We start from the raw sequence: 15,839 nt of genomic DNA, 5'->3' as shown, positions 1-15,839 counted from the left end.
CAAGGAGCCGCCCCATGCGCCAGAAACCCACCGTCCTCAGCCGCGAAATCGTCGCCAGCAGCCGCCTGTTTCGCGTCGAAGCCGTGCAATTGCGCTTCAGCAATGGCAACGAACGTACCTACGAGCGCCTGGTGGGCCGGGGTAACGGCTACGGTGCGGTGATGATCGTGGCCATGCTCGACGCCGAGCACGCGGTGTTGGTGGAGGAGTACTGCGGCGGCACCGATGAGTACGAGCTGTCGTTGCCCAAAGGCCTGATCGAGCCGGGCGAAGATGTGCTGGCTGCGGCTGACCGGGAGCTCAAGGAAGAAGCCGGTTTTGGCGCACGCCAGCTGGAGCACCTGACCGAGCTGTCGCTGTCGCCGGGCTATATGAGCCAGAAGATCCAGGTGGTGCTGGCCAGCGACCTGTACGAAGAACGCCTTGAAGGCGATGAGCCAGAGCCGATGGGGGTCGACAAGGTCAACCTGCGCGAGCTGTCGGCATTGGCCATGCACCCGCAGTTTACCGAGGGGCGCGCCCTGGCGGCGCTGTACCTGGCGCGTGATCTGCTGATCCAGCGGGGGCTGCTGGAGCTATGAGCGACCTGCAACTGATGCATGAAGTGGTGAAGCTGGCTTTGGCGGCAGGCGAGGCGATCCTGCCGTTCTGGCGCGCTGATGTAGCGGTTACCAACAAGGCTGACGATTCGCCGGTTACCGCCGCTGATCTGGCGGCGCACCGGGTAATTGCCGATGGCCTGTTGGCGCTGGCCCCGCACATTCCGGTGTTGTCCGAAGAGGACTGCAACATTGCGCTGGCCGAGCGTCAGGGCTGGAGCCGCTGGTGGCTGGTCGACCCGCTGGACGGTACCAAGGAATTCATCGCTGGCAGTGAGGAGTTCACGGTCAACATCGCCCTGGTTGAAAACGGCGAAGTGGTGTTTGGCGTGGTGTCGATGCCGACCAACGGGCGCTGTTACTTCGGCGGGCGCGGGTTCGGGGCCTGGCGTGCAGAGGCCGGTGAGGCAGCCCAGCCGATCCAGGTACGCAATGCACCACCCGTGGGTGAGCGTTTCACGGTAGTTGCCAGCCGCCGGCATTCCAGCCCGGAGCAGGAGGCGCTGTTGGCCGGGTTGGGGGCTGCGGTGGGCGAACTGGAGCTGGCCAATATTGGCAGTTCGCTGAAGTTCTGCCTGTTGGCTGAGGGTAGTGCCGATTGTTATCCGCGCCTGGCGCCGACTTCGCAGTGGGACACTGCTGCGGCGCAGGGGGTGGTGGAAGGGGCTGGTGGTGAGGTTATCGGGGTGGATGGCTTGCCGTTCCGGTATCCGGCGCGGGAGTCGCTGCTTAACCCGTTCTTCCTGGCATTGCCGGCAAACGCTGCATGGCGCCAGGCCTTCCTGAAACTGATCTGATAGCTATCGCGGTTTTTGTAGGAGCGGCCTTGTGTCGCGAAAGGGCCGCAAAGCGGCCCCGGCAATGTATGCGGCGAAGCTGAAAACCGGGGCCGCTTCGCAGCCCTTTCGCGACACAAGGCCGCTCCTACAGGAATCGCGATAACTGTGCTAGCGGTGCAGCACGTACTGGCCGCTGAAGGTGACAGCAGGCTGGTCACTGCCGGCATTGCTTACCGTGGTTTCCAGCGTCAACCGCGCCCGCCCGCGGCGTTGGTACATCGTCACGAACCGCTCCCAGGTTTTCTCGTCCGGTGCTGCGCAGCGTGCCACTGCGGCGCCGGTAACCGGCAATGGATAACTGATCTGCCCCTCCTGGATGACGATATGCCCGTCATCTATCCCCAGCTCACGCAGGCGCAGGTGCAGCCAGCCCCAGCCCACCAGCACGGCTGCGCAGTACAGGCTGCCACCGAACATGGTGCTCTTGTGGTTGACGTTGGCTGCCAGCGGCAGTTGCAGGCGCAGGGTGTGCTGCTGCCAATCGAGCACTTCCAGGCCCATTTCGCGGGTCAGTGGGATGTCGCTGTGCAGTACGGACTGCAAGTACTGGCTATCGGTGCTCATCAACGGTTGTCCTCGTGATCATCGTGCCCGCCACTGCCGCCTTCGAAGCTCAGGCTGTGCTTGCGCAGCTTGTCGTGCAGGGTTTTGCGGGGGATGCCCAGCGCCTCGGCCAGGCTGCGCATGGAGCTGTGTGGCTGGGCCAGTTCAGCTGCGATCAGCGAGCGTTCGAACTGCTCGACCTGTTCGCTGAGGTTGCCGCTCAGTGCGGGTGGCGCGGCCACTGCCGCCGGGGGCGCCTGGCCATCCAGGGCCAGTTCCAGGCCAAGGGCGAAGCGCTCGGCAGCATTTTGCAGTTCGCGTACGTTGCCCGGCCAGTCGTGGCGCAGCAGCACGGCGCGCTGGGTCGGTTGCAGGGTGTGGGGGGGCAGGCCATGGCGCTGGCTGGCGGCGTCGGCAAAGTGCTGGAACAGCACCAGAATGTCATCGCCACGTTCGCGCAGTGGCGGAATGCGCAGCGGTGCCACGTTCAGGCGGTAATACAGGTCGGCACGGAAGCGCCCCTGGTCGGCGGACTGGCGCAGGTCTTCCTTGGTTGCAGCAATAATGCGGATATCCAGCGGGATCAGCTGGTTGCCACCCAGTCGCTCGACCACTCGCTCCTGCAGCATGCGCAGCAGCTTCACCTGCACATCCAGGCTCATGCTCTCGATTTCATCGAGGAACAGCGTGCCCCCGTTGGCAAATTCGAACTTGCCGATGCGGCGTTTCTGCGCGCCGGTGAATGCACCGGGCTCATGGCCAAACAGCTCGCTCTCGACCACCGACTCGGCCAGCGCGCCCGCGTTGATCGCCACGAACGGCCCGTCGCGACGGCTGGACAGATCGTGCAGTGCACGGGCCACCACCTCTTTACCGGCGCCCGTTTCACCCAGAATCAGCACATCGGCGCGGGTACCGGCCAACGCCCCGATCTGCTCGCGCAGGCGCTGCATGGACGGGGAATGGCCCACCAGGCGGGTGGCCAATTGCTGGCGATCGCTCAGCGCCAGGCGCAAGCTGCGGTTGTCGAGCACCAGGCGGCGCAGGGCCAGGGCGCGGCGCACGCTGTCGAGCAGGGCGTCTGTGGCGAACGGTTTTTCCAAAAAGTCATAAGCCCCGGCGCGCATCGCCTGCACCGCCAGCGGTACATCGCCATGGCCGGTGATCAGCAGCACCGGCAGCTCGCTGTCGCGGGCATGCAGTTGTTCCAGCAGCTGCAACCCGTCGATGCCGGGCATGCGGATGTCGCTGACCACCACGCCAGGCCAGTCGGCCTCGATGCGGTCGGCCAGGCCTTGGGCGTCGGCCAGGGCGACCACATTGAGCCCGGCCAGGTCCAGGGTCTGGCTCAGCGCCTGGCGCAGGTGCGGGTCATCGTCTACCAGGATGACCTGGGGTTGGCTGTCGATCAGTGTCCCGGTGGTCATGCCGAGAGGTCCTCCGAATTGGGCAACGTAGCGCCAGGCGCGGCCACACGCAGTTGCAGGGTCAGCAGTGCGCCACCTTCCGGGTGGTTGGCCAGTAGCAGTTCGCCGCCCAAGGCACGCATCAGGCTTTCACAGATGGCCAGGCCCAGGCCCAGGCCTTGGGTGCGGGTCTTGGTGGTGAAGAACGGCTCCTTGGCGTGCTCCAGGGCCTGGCGGCTGAAACCGGGGCCGTTGTCGCGGATGTACAGGTAGACGCAGTCATCGCGCCGCTCGGCACTTAACCACAGGCGGCGCGGGTTGGCTTTTTCGGTCAGGGCGTCGAGGGCATTGGCCAGCAGGTTGCCCAGCACCTGGCGCAGGCGGGTTTCACCCGCTTGTACCCACAAGGTGGCTTCTGGCAGGTCGCGGATCAGTTCCACGGCCATTGCCCGGCGGCGCTTGGCCAGCAGCGCCAGGGCATCGTCCAGGGCCGGCTGCAGGGCCACGCTCTCCGGGGCATGCCGGTCGCGGCGGGCGAAGGCACGCAAGTGAGCGATGATCGAGGCCATGCGCCCGGTCAGTTCGCCGATCAGTTTGAGGTTGCCGCGGGCGTCTTCTGTGCGTTGGTGGTCGAGCAGGATTTCGGCGTTTTCCGCATAGCTGCGGATGGCTGCCAGCGGCTGGTTGAGCTCGTGGCTGATGCTGGCCGACATGGTGCCGAGCACCGACAGTTTGCCGGCCTGCACCAGTTCGTCCTGGGCGCGCACCGCCTCCTGCTGGGCATTCTCGCGCTCCAGCACGGCATTCTTGAGCCGGGTATTCAGGCCCTCAAGGTCAGCGGTACGCTGGGTCACGCGCTTTTCCAGCTCCTGACGGCCGCGGGCCTCGAAGTCGATACGGTCGATGTAGTGGCGCCGCCGCTGCATCACCAGGCCGGCCAGCAGCATCAGCACCAGCAAGGTACCGGCGCCGATGGCCATCACCGTTTGCACCGAACGATCGACCAGTATACGCGGGGCAAGGATGCTGACTTGCCAGCCGGTTTCCTTGATGTCGCGGGTCTGGGTGAGCCAGGCTTCCGGGTTGAGCACCAGTGGCTGCGGAGCCTGAGTCGGGTAGGGCTGGATGGCGATGATGGCTTGGCGCTCGGCTTCGGTCAGCGCACGGGTAGCACGGAAGCGCCAGTCGGGCCGAGAGGTGAGGATGACCACACCATTGTGATCGGTCAGCAGCAGCTGTTCGGGGGTACGACCCCAGAGCGTTTCTGTGTGATCGAGGTCGACCTTTACCACCAGCACGCCGACAACCCGCTCGCGATCCCGCACGGCTGCGGCAAAGAAGTAGCCGCGCTTGGCCGAGGTGGTGCCCTGGCCGAAGAAGCGGCCAAGATGCCCAGCCATGGCTTCGTTGAAGTAGGGGCGGAAGGCGAAATTGCGGCCGACGAAGCTGTCGTGCTTGTCCCAGTTGGAGGCGGCCAGGGTGTTGCCGCTGATGTCCATCAGGTACATCACCTCGGCGCCGGTCTGCTGCACGATGTCCTTGAGCAGGCGGTTGGCGTTGGTCACCGCTTCAAGGCGGAACGGGTCGGCCAGCACGCCACGTAGCGCCGGCAGGTCGCCGAGGATCTGCGGCAAGGTTTCGTAGCGGTGCAGGGTGCCGAGCAGGTTGGCGACGTACAGGTCGAGGGTCTGGCGGTTCTGCGAGGCCAGCTCATCCTGGTAGTAACGCTCGGCCAGGTGGTGCAGGGGCCACAGTAACGGGGCCAGGCACAGGGCCAGCAAGGCCAGGCTGCGCCAGCGGGGACGGCGTGGGGGCGTGGGTTTTGCAATCATCACGTAAATGCGCCAGAAAAGTCTGACGCAATTATGCGCTAGTTACGGCAGCAGTTCCGACTCTGACAGTGGCAGGCCGACCTTGTCCTTGTCCGACAGCACCGGTGGTTGCTGCAGCCCCCAGTCGATCGCCAATTGCGGGTCGTCCCAGCGAATGCAGCGGTCGGCGCCCGGGTTGTAGTAATCGGTAGTCTTGTACAGGAACTCGGCCGAGTCGCTTATCACTGCAAAACCATGGGCGAAGCCTGGGGGGATCCACAGTTGGCGACGGTTCTCGGCCGACAGGTTCACCGCGACCCATTGGCCGAACGTTGGCGAGCTTTTGCGTACGTCCACGGCTATATCACGGATTTCCCCATGCACCACGCGCACCAGCTTGCCCTGGGTGTTCTGCACCTGGAAATGCAGCCCGCGCAGCACGCCCTTGATGGAGCGGGAGTGGTTGTCCTGGACGAACTCGGTTTGCACGCCGGTTTGCCGGGCGAACTCACGCGCGTTGAATGCCTCGAAGAAAAAGCCACGGCTGTCGCCGAAAACCTGCGGCTCGATGATCAGTACTTCAGGGATTTCGGTAGGGATGATGTTCATAGTGGCTCGCTGGCCCATTGCCTAAGTATTGACCCTAGTCGGCTCCGCGGGAATTTTCCGCTGGGAGCTGTAACAGGATGCATAAGGTATGGCTATGGTAGACGTCAGACTATCATCGGCACCAGGCAGGGGTAGCCACTGGCGGATTGTTATCGATTAAAAGCAGGCTAATTGCCCCGTTTCTTCCGACATTTGGGCTTTAAATACAGATATATATCGGTTATAAATTGACAAACGCCCCAGCGCACTCCGGCTCAGGGCCATCACAGAGGTCACCCATGAAAACCCTCAACTCCACGCCCCGTGCCGATGGTTTCCACATGCCCGCCGAGTGGGCCCCGCAAACCCAGGTGTGGATGGTCTGGCCGGAGCGCCCGGACAACTGGCGCCTGGGCGGCAAGCCGGCGCAGGCTGCCCACGTTACCTTGGCCAAAGCCATTGCCCGATTCGAACCCGTGACCGTTGCGGCCTCCGCCGGGCAGTACGAAAACGCCCGTCGCCAACTCGACCAGCCGAACATTCGTGTGGTTGAAATCAGCAACGATGACGCCTGGGTGCGCGACACCGGCCCGACCTTCGTCATCAACGACCAGGGTGAAGTGCGTGGCGTGGACTGGGGCTTCAATGCCTGGGGCGGTTTCGATGGTGGCCTGTACGCCCCCTGGAACCGCGACGAGGAGCTGGCAGCCAAGGTGCTGGAAATGGAGCGCTGCCAGCGCTACCACACCGAGGGCTTCGTGCTGGAGGGTGGCTCGATCCACGTGGACGGCGAAGGCACCGTGATCACCACCGAGGAATGCCTGCTCAACCGCAATCGCAACCCGCACCTGAGCCGCGAGCAGATTGAAGCCGTGCTGCGCGATCAACTGGCGGTCGACACTGTGGTGTGGCTGCCCGATGGCCTGTACAACGACGAGACCGACGGCCATGTCGACAACTTCTGCTGTTACGTGCGCCCGGGTGAAGTGTTACTGGCCTGGACCGATGATTCCAACGACCCCAACTATGCGCGTTGCCACGCGGCCATGGAGGTGTTGAAGAACACCCGCGACGCCAAGGGCCGTGAGTTCATCGTGCACAAAATGCCGATCCCGGGCCCGCTGTTTGCCACTGCAGAAGAGTGTGCCGGTGTCGATCAGGTGGCCGGTAGCCAGGAACGTGACCCGTCGGTGCGCCTGGCCGGTTCGTACGTGAACTTCCTGATCGTCAACGGCGGCATCATTGCGCCAAGCTTCGATGACCCGGCAGATGCCGAAGCCAGAGCGATCCTGGCAAAGATCTTCCCCGACCACGAGGTGGTGATGATACCTGGCCGTGAACTGTTGCTGGGCGGTGGCAACATCCACTGCCTGACCCAACAGCAGCCGGCGCCGGTCAAGCGCTGACCGCGTACCGGATGAAGAAGGCCCGTCTTATGACGGGCCTTTTTTTTCGGGCGATGGCCGGAGGCCGGGGTGGCATACGTTTTGTATTGTTTTTCAACAAGATAGCTTGGCCAGTCCAGGCGCTCGGATTTGTAATAATTCTTACGTAAATTAGCCGCTCACGGGCCAGGGAGTACGTGTAGAAATGAACGCAGCAAGTGAGTCGGCATTGCGCCCATCGGCAGTGAATCACCAATCGCTCAAGGTTGTGGCGAAGTGGTTGAAACACCATGGAAGCATCAGGGTCAGGACGACCGACCCACGACGTCTGCTTGCCGGACGCTACCCCCAAGGGCTGATCAGCGAAGCAGAAATGCAGGCGCTGATGGCGGTGTGGCACTGATGATCATTTAAACCTGTACCGGCCTCTTCGCGGGCATGCCCGCTCCCACAGGTGTTTCACAGGTTTCGAGGCATGTGGTGGTCCTGTGGGAGCGGGCGCGCCCGCGAAGAGGCCAGTACAGGCAATAAAGATCAGAAGCTGTAGCTACCCGTCACCACCAGGCTACGCGGGTCGCCTACCATGATCTGCGCTGCACTGGTCGCTGAACTGTAATAGGTCTTGTCGGCAATGTTGCTCAACGCCGCCCGCACATCCCAGTCATGGGTGCGGTACCCTGCCAACGCATCCCAACGGCCATAGCCCGGCAACACCGTGGTGTTCTGGTTGTCCGCATAACGCTCACCCACCAGCGTCAGGCCGGTTTCGGCATACCAGCCCAGCTCTGGTTTCCAGGTCACGAACAGGCTGCCATTGCGCTTGGCCACATCGTTGATGCGGTTGCCTTCCTGCCCGTTGTTGTCCTTGACGATGATCGCATCCTGCAGGCCGATGCCGCCGCGTACATACCAGTTGCCAACGATGTTGCCGGTGGCGGTCAGCTCGATACCACGCGAACGTTGCAGGCCGCTGAGCAGGATGATGTTCGGGTCAACCGGGTCGCGTGTGCGGCGGTTGTACAGCTCCAGCTCGTAGATGGCGAGTGTGGTGGTCAGGCGCTGGTCGAGCCAGTCGCTTTTCACCCCGATTTCCTTTTGCCGGGTCTCTTCCGGGTCGGTTTTATTGCTGTTGCCCGGCGCACCCGGTGTAATGCCGATCAGGCCACCGCCCACCGGCGAGAAGGTCTTGCTCCACGAGGCGTAGAACGAATGGTCGCGCCATGGGGTGTAAACCACGCCCAGACGTGGGCTGGTGCTGTTGCTGTCCTGCTTTTCGCGCACGCCTTCTTTGTTGGTGGTTTCCACTTCAAACTGGTCGAAGCGCACGCCGGCGAGAATCTGCCATTGATCGTTCAGGCGGATCTGGTCTTGCAGATAAACGCCGCGGCTGTCGACCACGGTGTGGTTGTTGCTCGATACCACCAACGTACCAGTGTGTGGCCGGCTGGGCTTGCCCAGGCCTGACAGGCTCTGGCTACCGGCGCTGTACAGCACCGGGTCACGCTTCTGGTTGGCGAACTCCAGGCCCACCAGCAACTTGTGCTCAAGGCCCAGTGTGTCGAAGTCGCCCTCGGCCTCCAGGTTGTTGGACAGGTTGCGGGTGTTCAGGTCTTGCTGCCAGCGCTGGCGGGTCAAGGTATTGGTGCCGGCGTTGTAGCCGGTGACGTAGGTGTTGTCGAATTCGCTGTCGAGCTTGAACAGGCCCAAGGTATGGCGCAGTTGCCAGGTGTCGTTCAGCTGGTAGTTCAGGCGCGAGCGCAGGGACTGGGCGCGATCATCGATGTAGTCGCGCTGGTCGCCATAGGTGGTGCTGCGGCTGACGTCGGCCGGGCGGCCGTTGGCCCCGGGGATGCCACGGTCCGGCGTGCGGTTGTAGCGGCTGTATTCGTACTGCACCAGCCAGTTCAGGTCAGGGTTGATCTGCCAGCTGACCGATGGTGCGAACAGCTGGCGGCTGCCGTCGATACCATCGCGGAAGCTGTTGTTGTCCTGGTTGCCCATGTTCAGGCGCAGGCTGACGGTGTCGCTGGGGTCGGCGCTGAGGTCGGCATACAGGCTGCGCAGGTCTTCGCTGCCGGCCTGTGCTTCGATGGTCGAGCGGCGGCCAGGTTCTGGCACCTTGCTGACCCGGTTGACGATACCGCCCTGGCTGCCACGGCCGTACAGCACCGCCGCTGGCCCCTTCAACACCTCAACCCGCTCGATGTTGTGCAGGTCGCGGATGTACTGGCTGTCGTCTCGAATACCATCCAGGTAGAAGTCGTTGCTGGCCTCGAAGCCGCGAATACGCACGCTGTCGAAACGGGTGTCGGCGCCACTGCTGACGTTGGGAATACCCTCCAGCGCCTTGCCCAGCGTGTTGCTGCCGTAGTCCAGCACGTTGGCGGTTTTCACCGTGTCGATGGCCTGAGGCACGTAACGTACAGGCGTCGAGGTACGGGTGGCGGTGCTCACCTCTTTGACGCGTGGGTTGTCCTTCTCGCGCTCACTGTCGGCGGTAACCGACGACTCTGGCAGCGTGGTGGTGGCGGCACTGGCCAGGCTGGCGCTGAACAATAGCGACAGGCCAAGCGTAAGTGGGGAAAGGCGGCAGGGTACAAGCATGGGCACATCCGGACCGGGCAGGTGAAAAAGAGGTGCGAATGGTAATGCTTGCTATTTGCTCTTGCTTGGGTATTTGTAAAGGCTTGTCTTTACATATGTATCCGTTTGTAACGGACTACGCCATCATGCGTTTTCCGGTTTTAGGGAAATTGTCCGTTCGATCAACTGGCAATTTCCGACACAAGATAAATTGCCCGCTGATAGCGCAAACCGGCGTGAAAATGCACCAGACCTGCCGGTCATTTTGGTTATATCAACCTGCATTTCACGACTTTTTGACATTTGTAATCGCACACGGCTAGGATTCGGCCAACGCCTGCTGGCCATGACCTTGGCCAAGCTGCTGCCAAGGGCCGCCGTGTATTTACCGGTAGGCCCACCCGGCTGGATCCGCATAGCGTCGAACCTACGAAGGGGCGTTGGTTCCTGGCGTCATATTGCAGAGCGTTTTTGATTAAGAAATAAGGAAAACAACATGTTGAAAACCAGGATCAGCCTGGTCGCCCTGGCGATGATCGCCGCGACCCAGGCACAGGCCAATGACCAGGCCGACAGCAAGGGCTTTATCGAAGACAGCCACGCCAACGTTCTGCTGCGTAACGCGTACATCAACCGCGACAAGAAGCACGGCACCGACGACCAGATCGAATGGGGCCAGGCATTCATCGGCAACTTCTCCTCCGGTTTCACCCAGGGCACCGTCGGCGTCGGCGTCGATGCATTCGGCCTGTACGCTGTTCGCCTTGATGGCGGCAAAGGCCACAACGGTGGTGGCGGCGTCGACTTCTTCAAGCCGCACGAAACCACCAATGCCGAAGGCAACGCCAGCTCGCCGCACAACCTGGCCCGCGCCGGTGCAGCGGTGAAGTTCCGCATTTCCAACACCGTGCTGAAGTACGGTGACCAGATGCCGGCCCTGCCAGTGCTGCAATACGACGACGCGCGTCTGCTGCCAGAAAGCTTCACCGGTACCCTGATCACTTCCAAAGAGATCCAGGGCCTGGAACTGAACGCCGGTCGCTTCACCCAGGAAGCACGCAAAAGTGCCGAGCGCCGTGACGGTGGTGGCCTGAAGTCGATCAACGTCTTCGGTGGTAGCTACAAGTTCACCGACAACTTCACCGCTTCGCTGTACACCGCCGACAACGAAGACGTGATGAAGAAGCACTACCTGGGCTTGAACTACGTCTTCCCGATCGCCAGCGACCAGTCCCTGACCCTGGACTTCAACGGCTACAAGTCGGACATCGACAAGCAGTACGTCCAGGCTGCCGGCCTGAACGGCGACTCCAACACCATCTGGAGCCTGGCTGCCACTTACGCGTACGGTGCGCACTCGTTCACCGTCGCACACCAGCGCAGCACCGGCAGCACCGGTTACAACTACGGCTTCTACCAGAACGCCGGTGGCGTGGGTGACGGTGGTTCGACCATCTACCTGGCCAACTCGTACTGGTCCGACTTCAACGCCGAAGACGAGCGCTCCTGGCAGCTGGGCTACGGCCTGGACTTCGGTGCCTACGGCATCCCGGGCCTGACCTACAAGCTGGCCTACGTGGTGGGTGACAACATCAACACCCGCAACGTCGCCAACCCGCAGGGCTTCGGCGAAGGTAAAGAGCGCGAGATCTTCAACCAGATCCGTTACGTGGTGCAGGACGGCCCGGCCAAGGACCTGTCCATCAAGCTGCGTAGCTCGTTCGTGCGTACCAACAACGCCGTGCAGCAGAACGGTTACAACGACGACGGCAACGAAGTCCGCGTATTCGTCGAGTACCCGATCAGCATCTTCTGATCCGCAGATGCTTGCATGAAAGCCTGGGGCCGCGCTGCGGCCCTTCGCGGGCTTGCCCGCTCCCACAGGTACAGCGCCAAATTCGAAGGCGGCGCGGTACCTGTGGGAGCGGGCAAGCCCGCGAAGGGCTGCAGCGCAGCCCCAGTTCTGATTGTCATGCTGGTTCAGCCAGTTGTTGGCGAACAGCTGATGTCACAGTTTTTACCGCAATGTCCCCAGTCTCCGGCGCAAAGCTGTCACTACGCGCCATCCGCCACATCCGCGCATAGAACTCGCTTTCAATCGAGCCACTGAGCAACTCGCCTGGCTTGAGGAACGTGTGCAGGTCCGAGAACAGCCCGATTTCACTGGGGCTTATGCGCCGCGCCAGGTGCTTGGGCTTGAGCTCCGATGGGTGTTCCAGGCCCGCAGCCGCCAGCATTTCGGCCAGCGCATGCAGTGTGTTGCGGTGGAAGCTGGCGACCCGCTCGGCCTTGTCCGGCACCACCAGGGCGCGCTGGCGCATCGGGTCTTGCGTGGCCACGCCGGTCGGGCACTTGTTGGTGTGGCAGCTCTGCGACTGGATGCAGCCAATGGCAAACATGAAGCCGCGTGCCGAGTTGACCCAGTCCGCGCCGATGGCCAATACGCTGGCGATATCGAACGCGCTGACGATCTTGCCGGCAGCACCAATGCGAATGCTGGCGCGCAGGTTCAGGCCGACCAGGGTGTTGTGCACGAACATCAGGCCTTCGCGCATGGGCACGCCCATGTTGTCGCTGAACTCGCGAGGTGCCGCGCCGGTACCCCCTTCCTTGCCATCGACAACGATGAAGTCCGGGGTGATGCCGGTGGCCAGCATGGCCTTGGCAATGCCCATGAACTCCCACGGGTGGCCCAGGCAGAACTTGAAACCCACTGGCTTGCCGCCCGACAGCTGGCGCAGGCTGGCAATGAACTGCAGCAACTCGACTGGCGTGCGGAAGGCGCTGTGCGCCGCGGGTGAGATGCAGTCTTCGCCTACGCGCACGCCACGGGTCTCGGCAATTTCGGCGCTGACCTTGTGCCCCGGCAGAATGCCGCCATGGCCAGGCTTGGCACCTTGGCTGAGCTTGATTTCTATCATCTTCACCTGTGGCGAGCGCGCCTGTTCGGCGAAGCGCTGCGGGTCGAACTGGCCGTTTTCGGTGCGGCAGCCGAAGTAGCCGCTGCCGATTTCCCAGATCAGGTCACCGCCATGTTCGCGGTGGTATGGGCTGATGCTGCCTTCGCCGGTGTCATGGGCAAACCGGCCCATGCGCGCCCCACGGTTGAGCGCTGCAATGGCGTTGGCGCTGAGTGCGCCAAAGCTCATGGCGGAGATGTTGAAGATCGAGGCCGAGTAGGGCAAGCGGCATTGCGGCCCGCCGATGGCAATGCGAAACGAGGCCGGGTCTGGCGTGGCCACCGGCAGCATTGAATGGCTGATGAACTCGAAGCCGGGCTTGTAGGCATCGTTAAGCGTGCCGAACGCTTTCTCGGCGCTTTCGTTTTTGGCGCGGGCGTACACCAGCGAGCGTTGCGAGCGGGAGAAGGGCAGCTTGTCGTCGTCGCCCTCGATCAGGTACTGGCGGATTTCCGGGCGGATGGTTTCGATCAGGTAGCGAATGTTGCCCAGGATCGGGTAGTTGCGGCGCACGGCGTGGTGGCCCTGGCGCAGGTCATTGAGGCCAACCAGGCTGAGCAGTGCAGTGATCAGTGTCAGTGGCCACAGCCAGGAATGCTGGGGCAGTAGCGGCAGGCTGGCGAAGGTGAAAACGAGGCAGAGTGCGAGGCAGGCGTAACGGCTGGGCAGAGAGTGTTTCATGGGTCCATCGCAGGCAGGATGACCGGGCATAGGATAGGCAAAGGCGGGCAGGGGAAAACCTGGGTAATCGGTAAAAGACTGTTACCTGAATGTGTATGCCGAGGTTAATGCGGTCCTTTGTAGGAGCGGCCTTGTGTCGCGAAAGGGCCGCAACGCGGCCCCGGCAATCTTCGCGTCAACACCGTTAAACGGGGGCTGCTGTGCAGCCCATCGCGACACAAGGCCGCTCCTACAGGGGTACCGCGCAACGGCTTAACCGGGTAGCAAAATGCTGACCCGCAACCCATCGCCGTCGCGGTTCGACAGCATCAGATCGCCCCCATGGCTGGTGGCGATCCGCTGGGCAATGCTCAACCCCAGCCCATACCCGCCAGAGGCCTGGTTACGCGAGCCCTCCCCGCGCACGAACGGGTCGGTGATGGTGGCCAGCAGCGCTGGCGCGATGCCCGGCCCGCGGTCGTCGATGTGGATGAACACCCCACTCACAGCCTGTTCCAGCGTGACCGAGACGTCTTTGGCATAGCGCAGTGCATTGACCAGCAGGTTCTGCAGGCAACGCTGCAACAGCAGGGCATCGACCTGTGAGTCGCCAGCGTGGCCATGCACCGGCAGCGGCTCTTCGGCGGTAGCCAATTCGGCGCATTGGCGTGCCACCAGCCGGTCCAGGTCCACCTGTTGCAAGTTCAGTTGCTCTCCCGCGCGCAGGTAATCCAGTACCTGGCCGATCATGTCATCCATCTGCGTAATGTTCTGTTGCAGGCGCTGGCGGTGTTCGTCGTCCGGCAGGCGCTCCAGCCGCAGGCGCATGCGGGTCAGCGGGGTGCGCAGATCGTGAGACACGGCAGCCAGGAAGTAGGCTTTGTCATTGACCATGGCAATAAGCCGCTGCTGCATGGCATTGAAGGCCTGGGCCGCCTGGCGAACTTCCTCCGGGCCATCCAGTGCCAACGGCGGCTGCTCCAGGTTGCCACCCAGCCCCCGTGCGGCATCGGCCAGGCGCCGTAACGGGCGCAGGCACAGGCGCACGGCAATCAGGCACACCAGCAACACCGCGACGATGCGTAGCGCATACACCCTCAGCAGATAATCGCTGATCAGCACCCAGGCCGACTCGCCGCTCCAACCCTGTAGTTCCTGACCATCGATGGTTAGCCAATGGCCATCGGCCAACGGCACGGCAAACTGGATATGCGCCTGTGCGGTACGCAGCCCGAACAGGCTACGCCAGACAATCGGCTGGCCCAGTTCATCGGTCAGTTGCACCTTCATCAAGCGCACCTGCTGGGCATGCCCCAGTTCGTACTTGAGGGCCTGGTGCAGCAACAGCTCCACGCGCCTGCGCCCGCGGCGCTCGTCATGTTCAGGCTCGGGCAGGGTTTCGGCGCAGCGCAGTTGGTAGTGGGCGGGTACCTGCAGCGTGCCGGCGTGGCAGTTTGCCTGGGCAATCAGCGGCGCACTGCGCGCTGCGATCAGCCGCACGGGCGCCTCTAGCACTTGGGCGAAACGCACATCGAACCAGATGCTGCTCGACATCAACTGGATCACCAGCGTACCGCTGACCATGATCAGCAACAGCTGACCAAACAAGGTGCGCGGCCACAGCCGGCGAAGCCAGCGCATCTCAGGCATCCGCCTCAAAGCTGGCGATGCTCAGCAGGTAGCCTTCATTGCGGATGGTGAGAATTTGCGCTGCGCCTGCCGGTGCACGGCGCAAGTGCTGGCGCAGGCGGCTGACGCACATGTCCACCGAACGGTCGTCGGGCAGGTGGTCGCGGCCGAATGCACTGCGGGTCAGCTGATCGCGTGAAACCACCCGGTTGTTGGCTTCCAGCAATTCACGCAGCACGCGGTAGTCGGAGCGCGGCAGGGTCAGGGTTTCTCCATCAGGGCGCGTGAGCAGGCGCTTTACGTGCTCCAGGCGAAAGCCTGCGAACAGCTGGGCATCCACCACGGCAGGTTCTTCTGCGGGTGTTTCCAGGCGTTGCGGGCGACGCAGCACGGCCTTGATCCGCGCGATCAGCTCACGTGGCTCGAACGGCTTGGCCAGGTAGTCGTCGGCGCCGACTTCCAGCCCGATGATGCGGTCCAGCGTGCTGCCCTTCGCCGACAGCATGATCACCGCCAGCCCTGGCGTCGCTTGCAGCTGGCGGCACAGGCTGAGGCCGTCTTCACCCGGCAGCATCAAGTCGAGCACCACCAGCTCCACCTTGTGCCGGGCCAGCTGGCCGCGCATTTGCTCGCCGTCGGCAGCCGCCAGCACGTTGTAGCCGGCATCTGTCAGGTAATCACAAAGAAGTTCGCGGATCTCGTCGTCATCATCGACAACCAGCAGGGTCGTGCTCATGCGGGAAAATACCTGTTCGGTGAGGGCCGGTGGCGCTCGTTACGTTCAATTACATCCCCGTACATGTCGGGTCTGGAGCCGGGAGGGCCGATCCCTAGAA

General features: G+C 62.9%; 13 protein-coding genes. 5 read left to right on the top strand and 8 right to left on the bottom strand.

The annotated features are described in order from the left end of the window. Positions 1 to 14 precede the first annotated feature (14 nt). Positions 15 to 581: an ADP compounds hydrolase NudE gene (gene nudE, locus ACQKPZ_RS08795; RefSeq protein WP_391128453.1), complete on the top strand. Its 567-nt coding sequence runs from the start codon at positions 15 to 17 to the stop codon at positions 579 to 581. Beyond that, a complete protein-coding gene (gene cysQ / locus ACQKPZ_RS08790) occupies positions 578 to 1,396 on the top strand; it encodes a 3'(2'),5'-bisphosphate nucleotidase CysQ (RefSeq protein WP_427536980.1) in 819 nt (272 codons plus the stop codon). Before nudE ends, cysQ begins: the two co-directional genes overlap by 4 nt. Positions 1,397 to 1,546: 150 nt before the next feature. Here the strand turns inward: cysQ and ACQKPZ_RS08785 are convergent, their stop codons facing one another. The 4 genes from ACQKPZ_RS08785 to rfbC are packed head-to-tail and all read right to left on the bottom strand — an operon-like array spanning position 1,547 to position 5,807. Beyond that, on the bottom strand, positions 1,547 to 2,002 hold the full coding sequence (locus ACQKPZ_RS08785; RefSeq protein ID WP_427536978.1) for a YiiD C-terminal domain-containing protein: 456 nt from the start codon (positions 2,000 to 2,002) through the stop codon (positions 1,547 to 1,549). Beyond that, positions 2,002 to 3,408 (bottom strand): sigma-54-dependent transcriptional regulator, encoded by a 1,407-nt coding sequence (locus tag ACQKPZ_RS08780; RefSeq protein ID WP_427536977.1) that lies wholly within the window; start codon positions 3,406 to 3,408, stop codon positions 2,002 to 2,004. The genes ACQKPZ_RS08785 and ACQKPZ_RS08780 overlap by 1 nt, the downstream gene beginning before the upstream one ends. Beyond that, positions 3,405 to 5,219 (bottom strand): sensor histidine kinase, encoded by a 1,815-nt coding sequence (locus ACQKPZ_RS08775; RefSeq protein ID WP_427536975.1) that lies wholly within the window; start codon positions 5,217 to 5,219, stop codon positions 3,405 to 3,407. The genes ACQKPZ_RS08780 and ACQKPZ_RS08775 overlap by 4 nt, the downstream gene beginning before the upstream one ends. A 42-nt stretch (positions 5,220 to 5,261) precedes the next feature. Then, positions 5,262 to 5,807, bottom strand: a complete 546-nt coding sequence (gene rfbC, locus ACQKPZ_RS08770; protein WP_427536973.1) for a dTDP-4-dehydrorhamnose 3,5-epimerase — start codon at positions 5,805 to 5,807, stop codon at positions 5,262 to 5,264. A 278-nt stretch (positions 5,808 to 6,085) separates the two neighbouring features. Between rfbC and aguA the strand changes: the two genes are divergently transcribed. Together aguA and ACQKPZ_RS08760 are read left to right on the top strand one after the other, a co-directional pair. Continuing rightward, a complete protein-coding gene (gene aguA, locus ACQKPZ_RS08765) occupies positions 6,086 to 7,192 on the top strand; it encodes an agmatine deiminase (protein ID WP_403194113.1) in 1,107 nt (368 codons plus the stop codon). 184 nt (positions 7,193 to 7,376) lie between these two features. Next, positions 7,377 to 7,574, top strand: a complete 198-nt coding sequence (locus ACQKPZ_RS08760) for a hypothetical protein (RefSeq protein ID WP_026034717.1) — start codon at positions 7,377 to 7,379, stop codon at positions 7,572 to 7,574. A gap of 131 nt (positions 7,575 to 7,705) precedes the next feature. Here the strand turns inward: ACQKPZ_RS08760 and ACQKPZ_RS08755 are convergent, their stop codons facing one another. After that, positions 7,706 to 9,775: a TonB-dependent receptor gene (locus tag ACQKPZ_RS08755; protein WP_427536971.1), complete on the bottom strand. Its 2,070-nt coding sequence runs from the start codon at positions 9,773 to 9,775 to the stop codon at positions 7,706 to 7,708. A 475-nt stretch (positions 9,776 to 10,250) separates the two neighbouring features. Here ACQKPZ_RS08755 and ACQKPZ_RS08750 point away from each other — a divergent pair, with 475 nt between their 5' ends. Then, a complete protein-coding gene (locus tag ACQKPZ_RS08750) occupies positions 10,251 to 11,570 on the top strand; it encodes an OprD family porin (protein ID WP_403194118.1) in 1,320 nt (439 codons plus the stop codon). Positions 11,571 to 11,724: 154 nt separating this feature from the next. Here ACQKPZ_RS08750 and ACQKPZ_RS08745 read toward each other — a convergent pair whose 3' ends face one another. From ACQKPZ_RS08745 to ACQKPZ_RS08735, 3 genes are all read right to left on the bottom strand, one after another. Next, positions 11,725 to 13,395, bottom strand: coding sequence for an FMN-binding glutamate synthase family protein (locus ACQKPZ_RS08745; RefSeq protein ID WP_427536968.1), 1,671 nt, complete (start codon positions 13,393 to 13,395; stop codon positions 11,725 to 11,727). Between the two features lie 252 nt (positions 13,396 to 13,647). Then, entirely contained in the window at positions 13,648 to 15,015 is a 1,368-nt protein-coding gene (locus tag ACQKPZ_RS08740; RefSeq protein ID WP_427536966.1) for an ATP-binding protein, read from the bottom strand. A gap of 1 nt (position 15,016) precedes the next feature. Next, positions 15,017 to 15,739 carry a response regulator gene (locus ACQKPZ_RS08735; RefSeq protein WP_427536964.1) on the bottom strand — a complete coding sequence of 241 codons (723 nt, stop codon included), beginning with the start codon at positions 15,737 to 15,739 and terminating at the stop codon, positions 15,017 to 15,019. Positions 15,740 to 15,839: the final 100 nt, after the last annotated feature.

This window comes from Pseudomonas sp. NPDC089547, from assembly GCF_050280665.1.
In the GTDB taxonomy this organism is placed as follows: domain Bacteria; phylum Pseudomonadota; class Gammaproteobacteria; order Pseudomonadales; family Pseudomonadaceae; genus Aquipseudomonas.
Note: the sequence above shows the minus strand (reverse complement) of the source record. Positions and strands in the feature narration are given on the sequence as shown.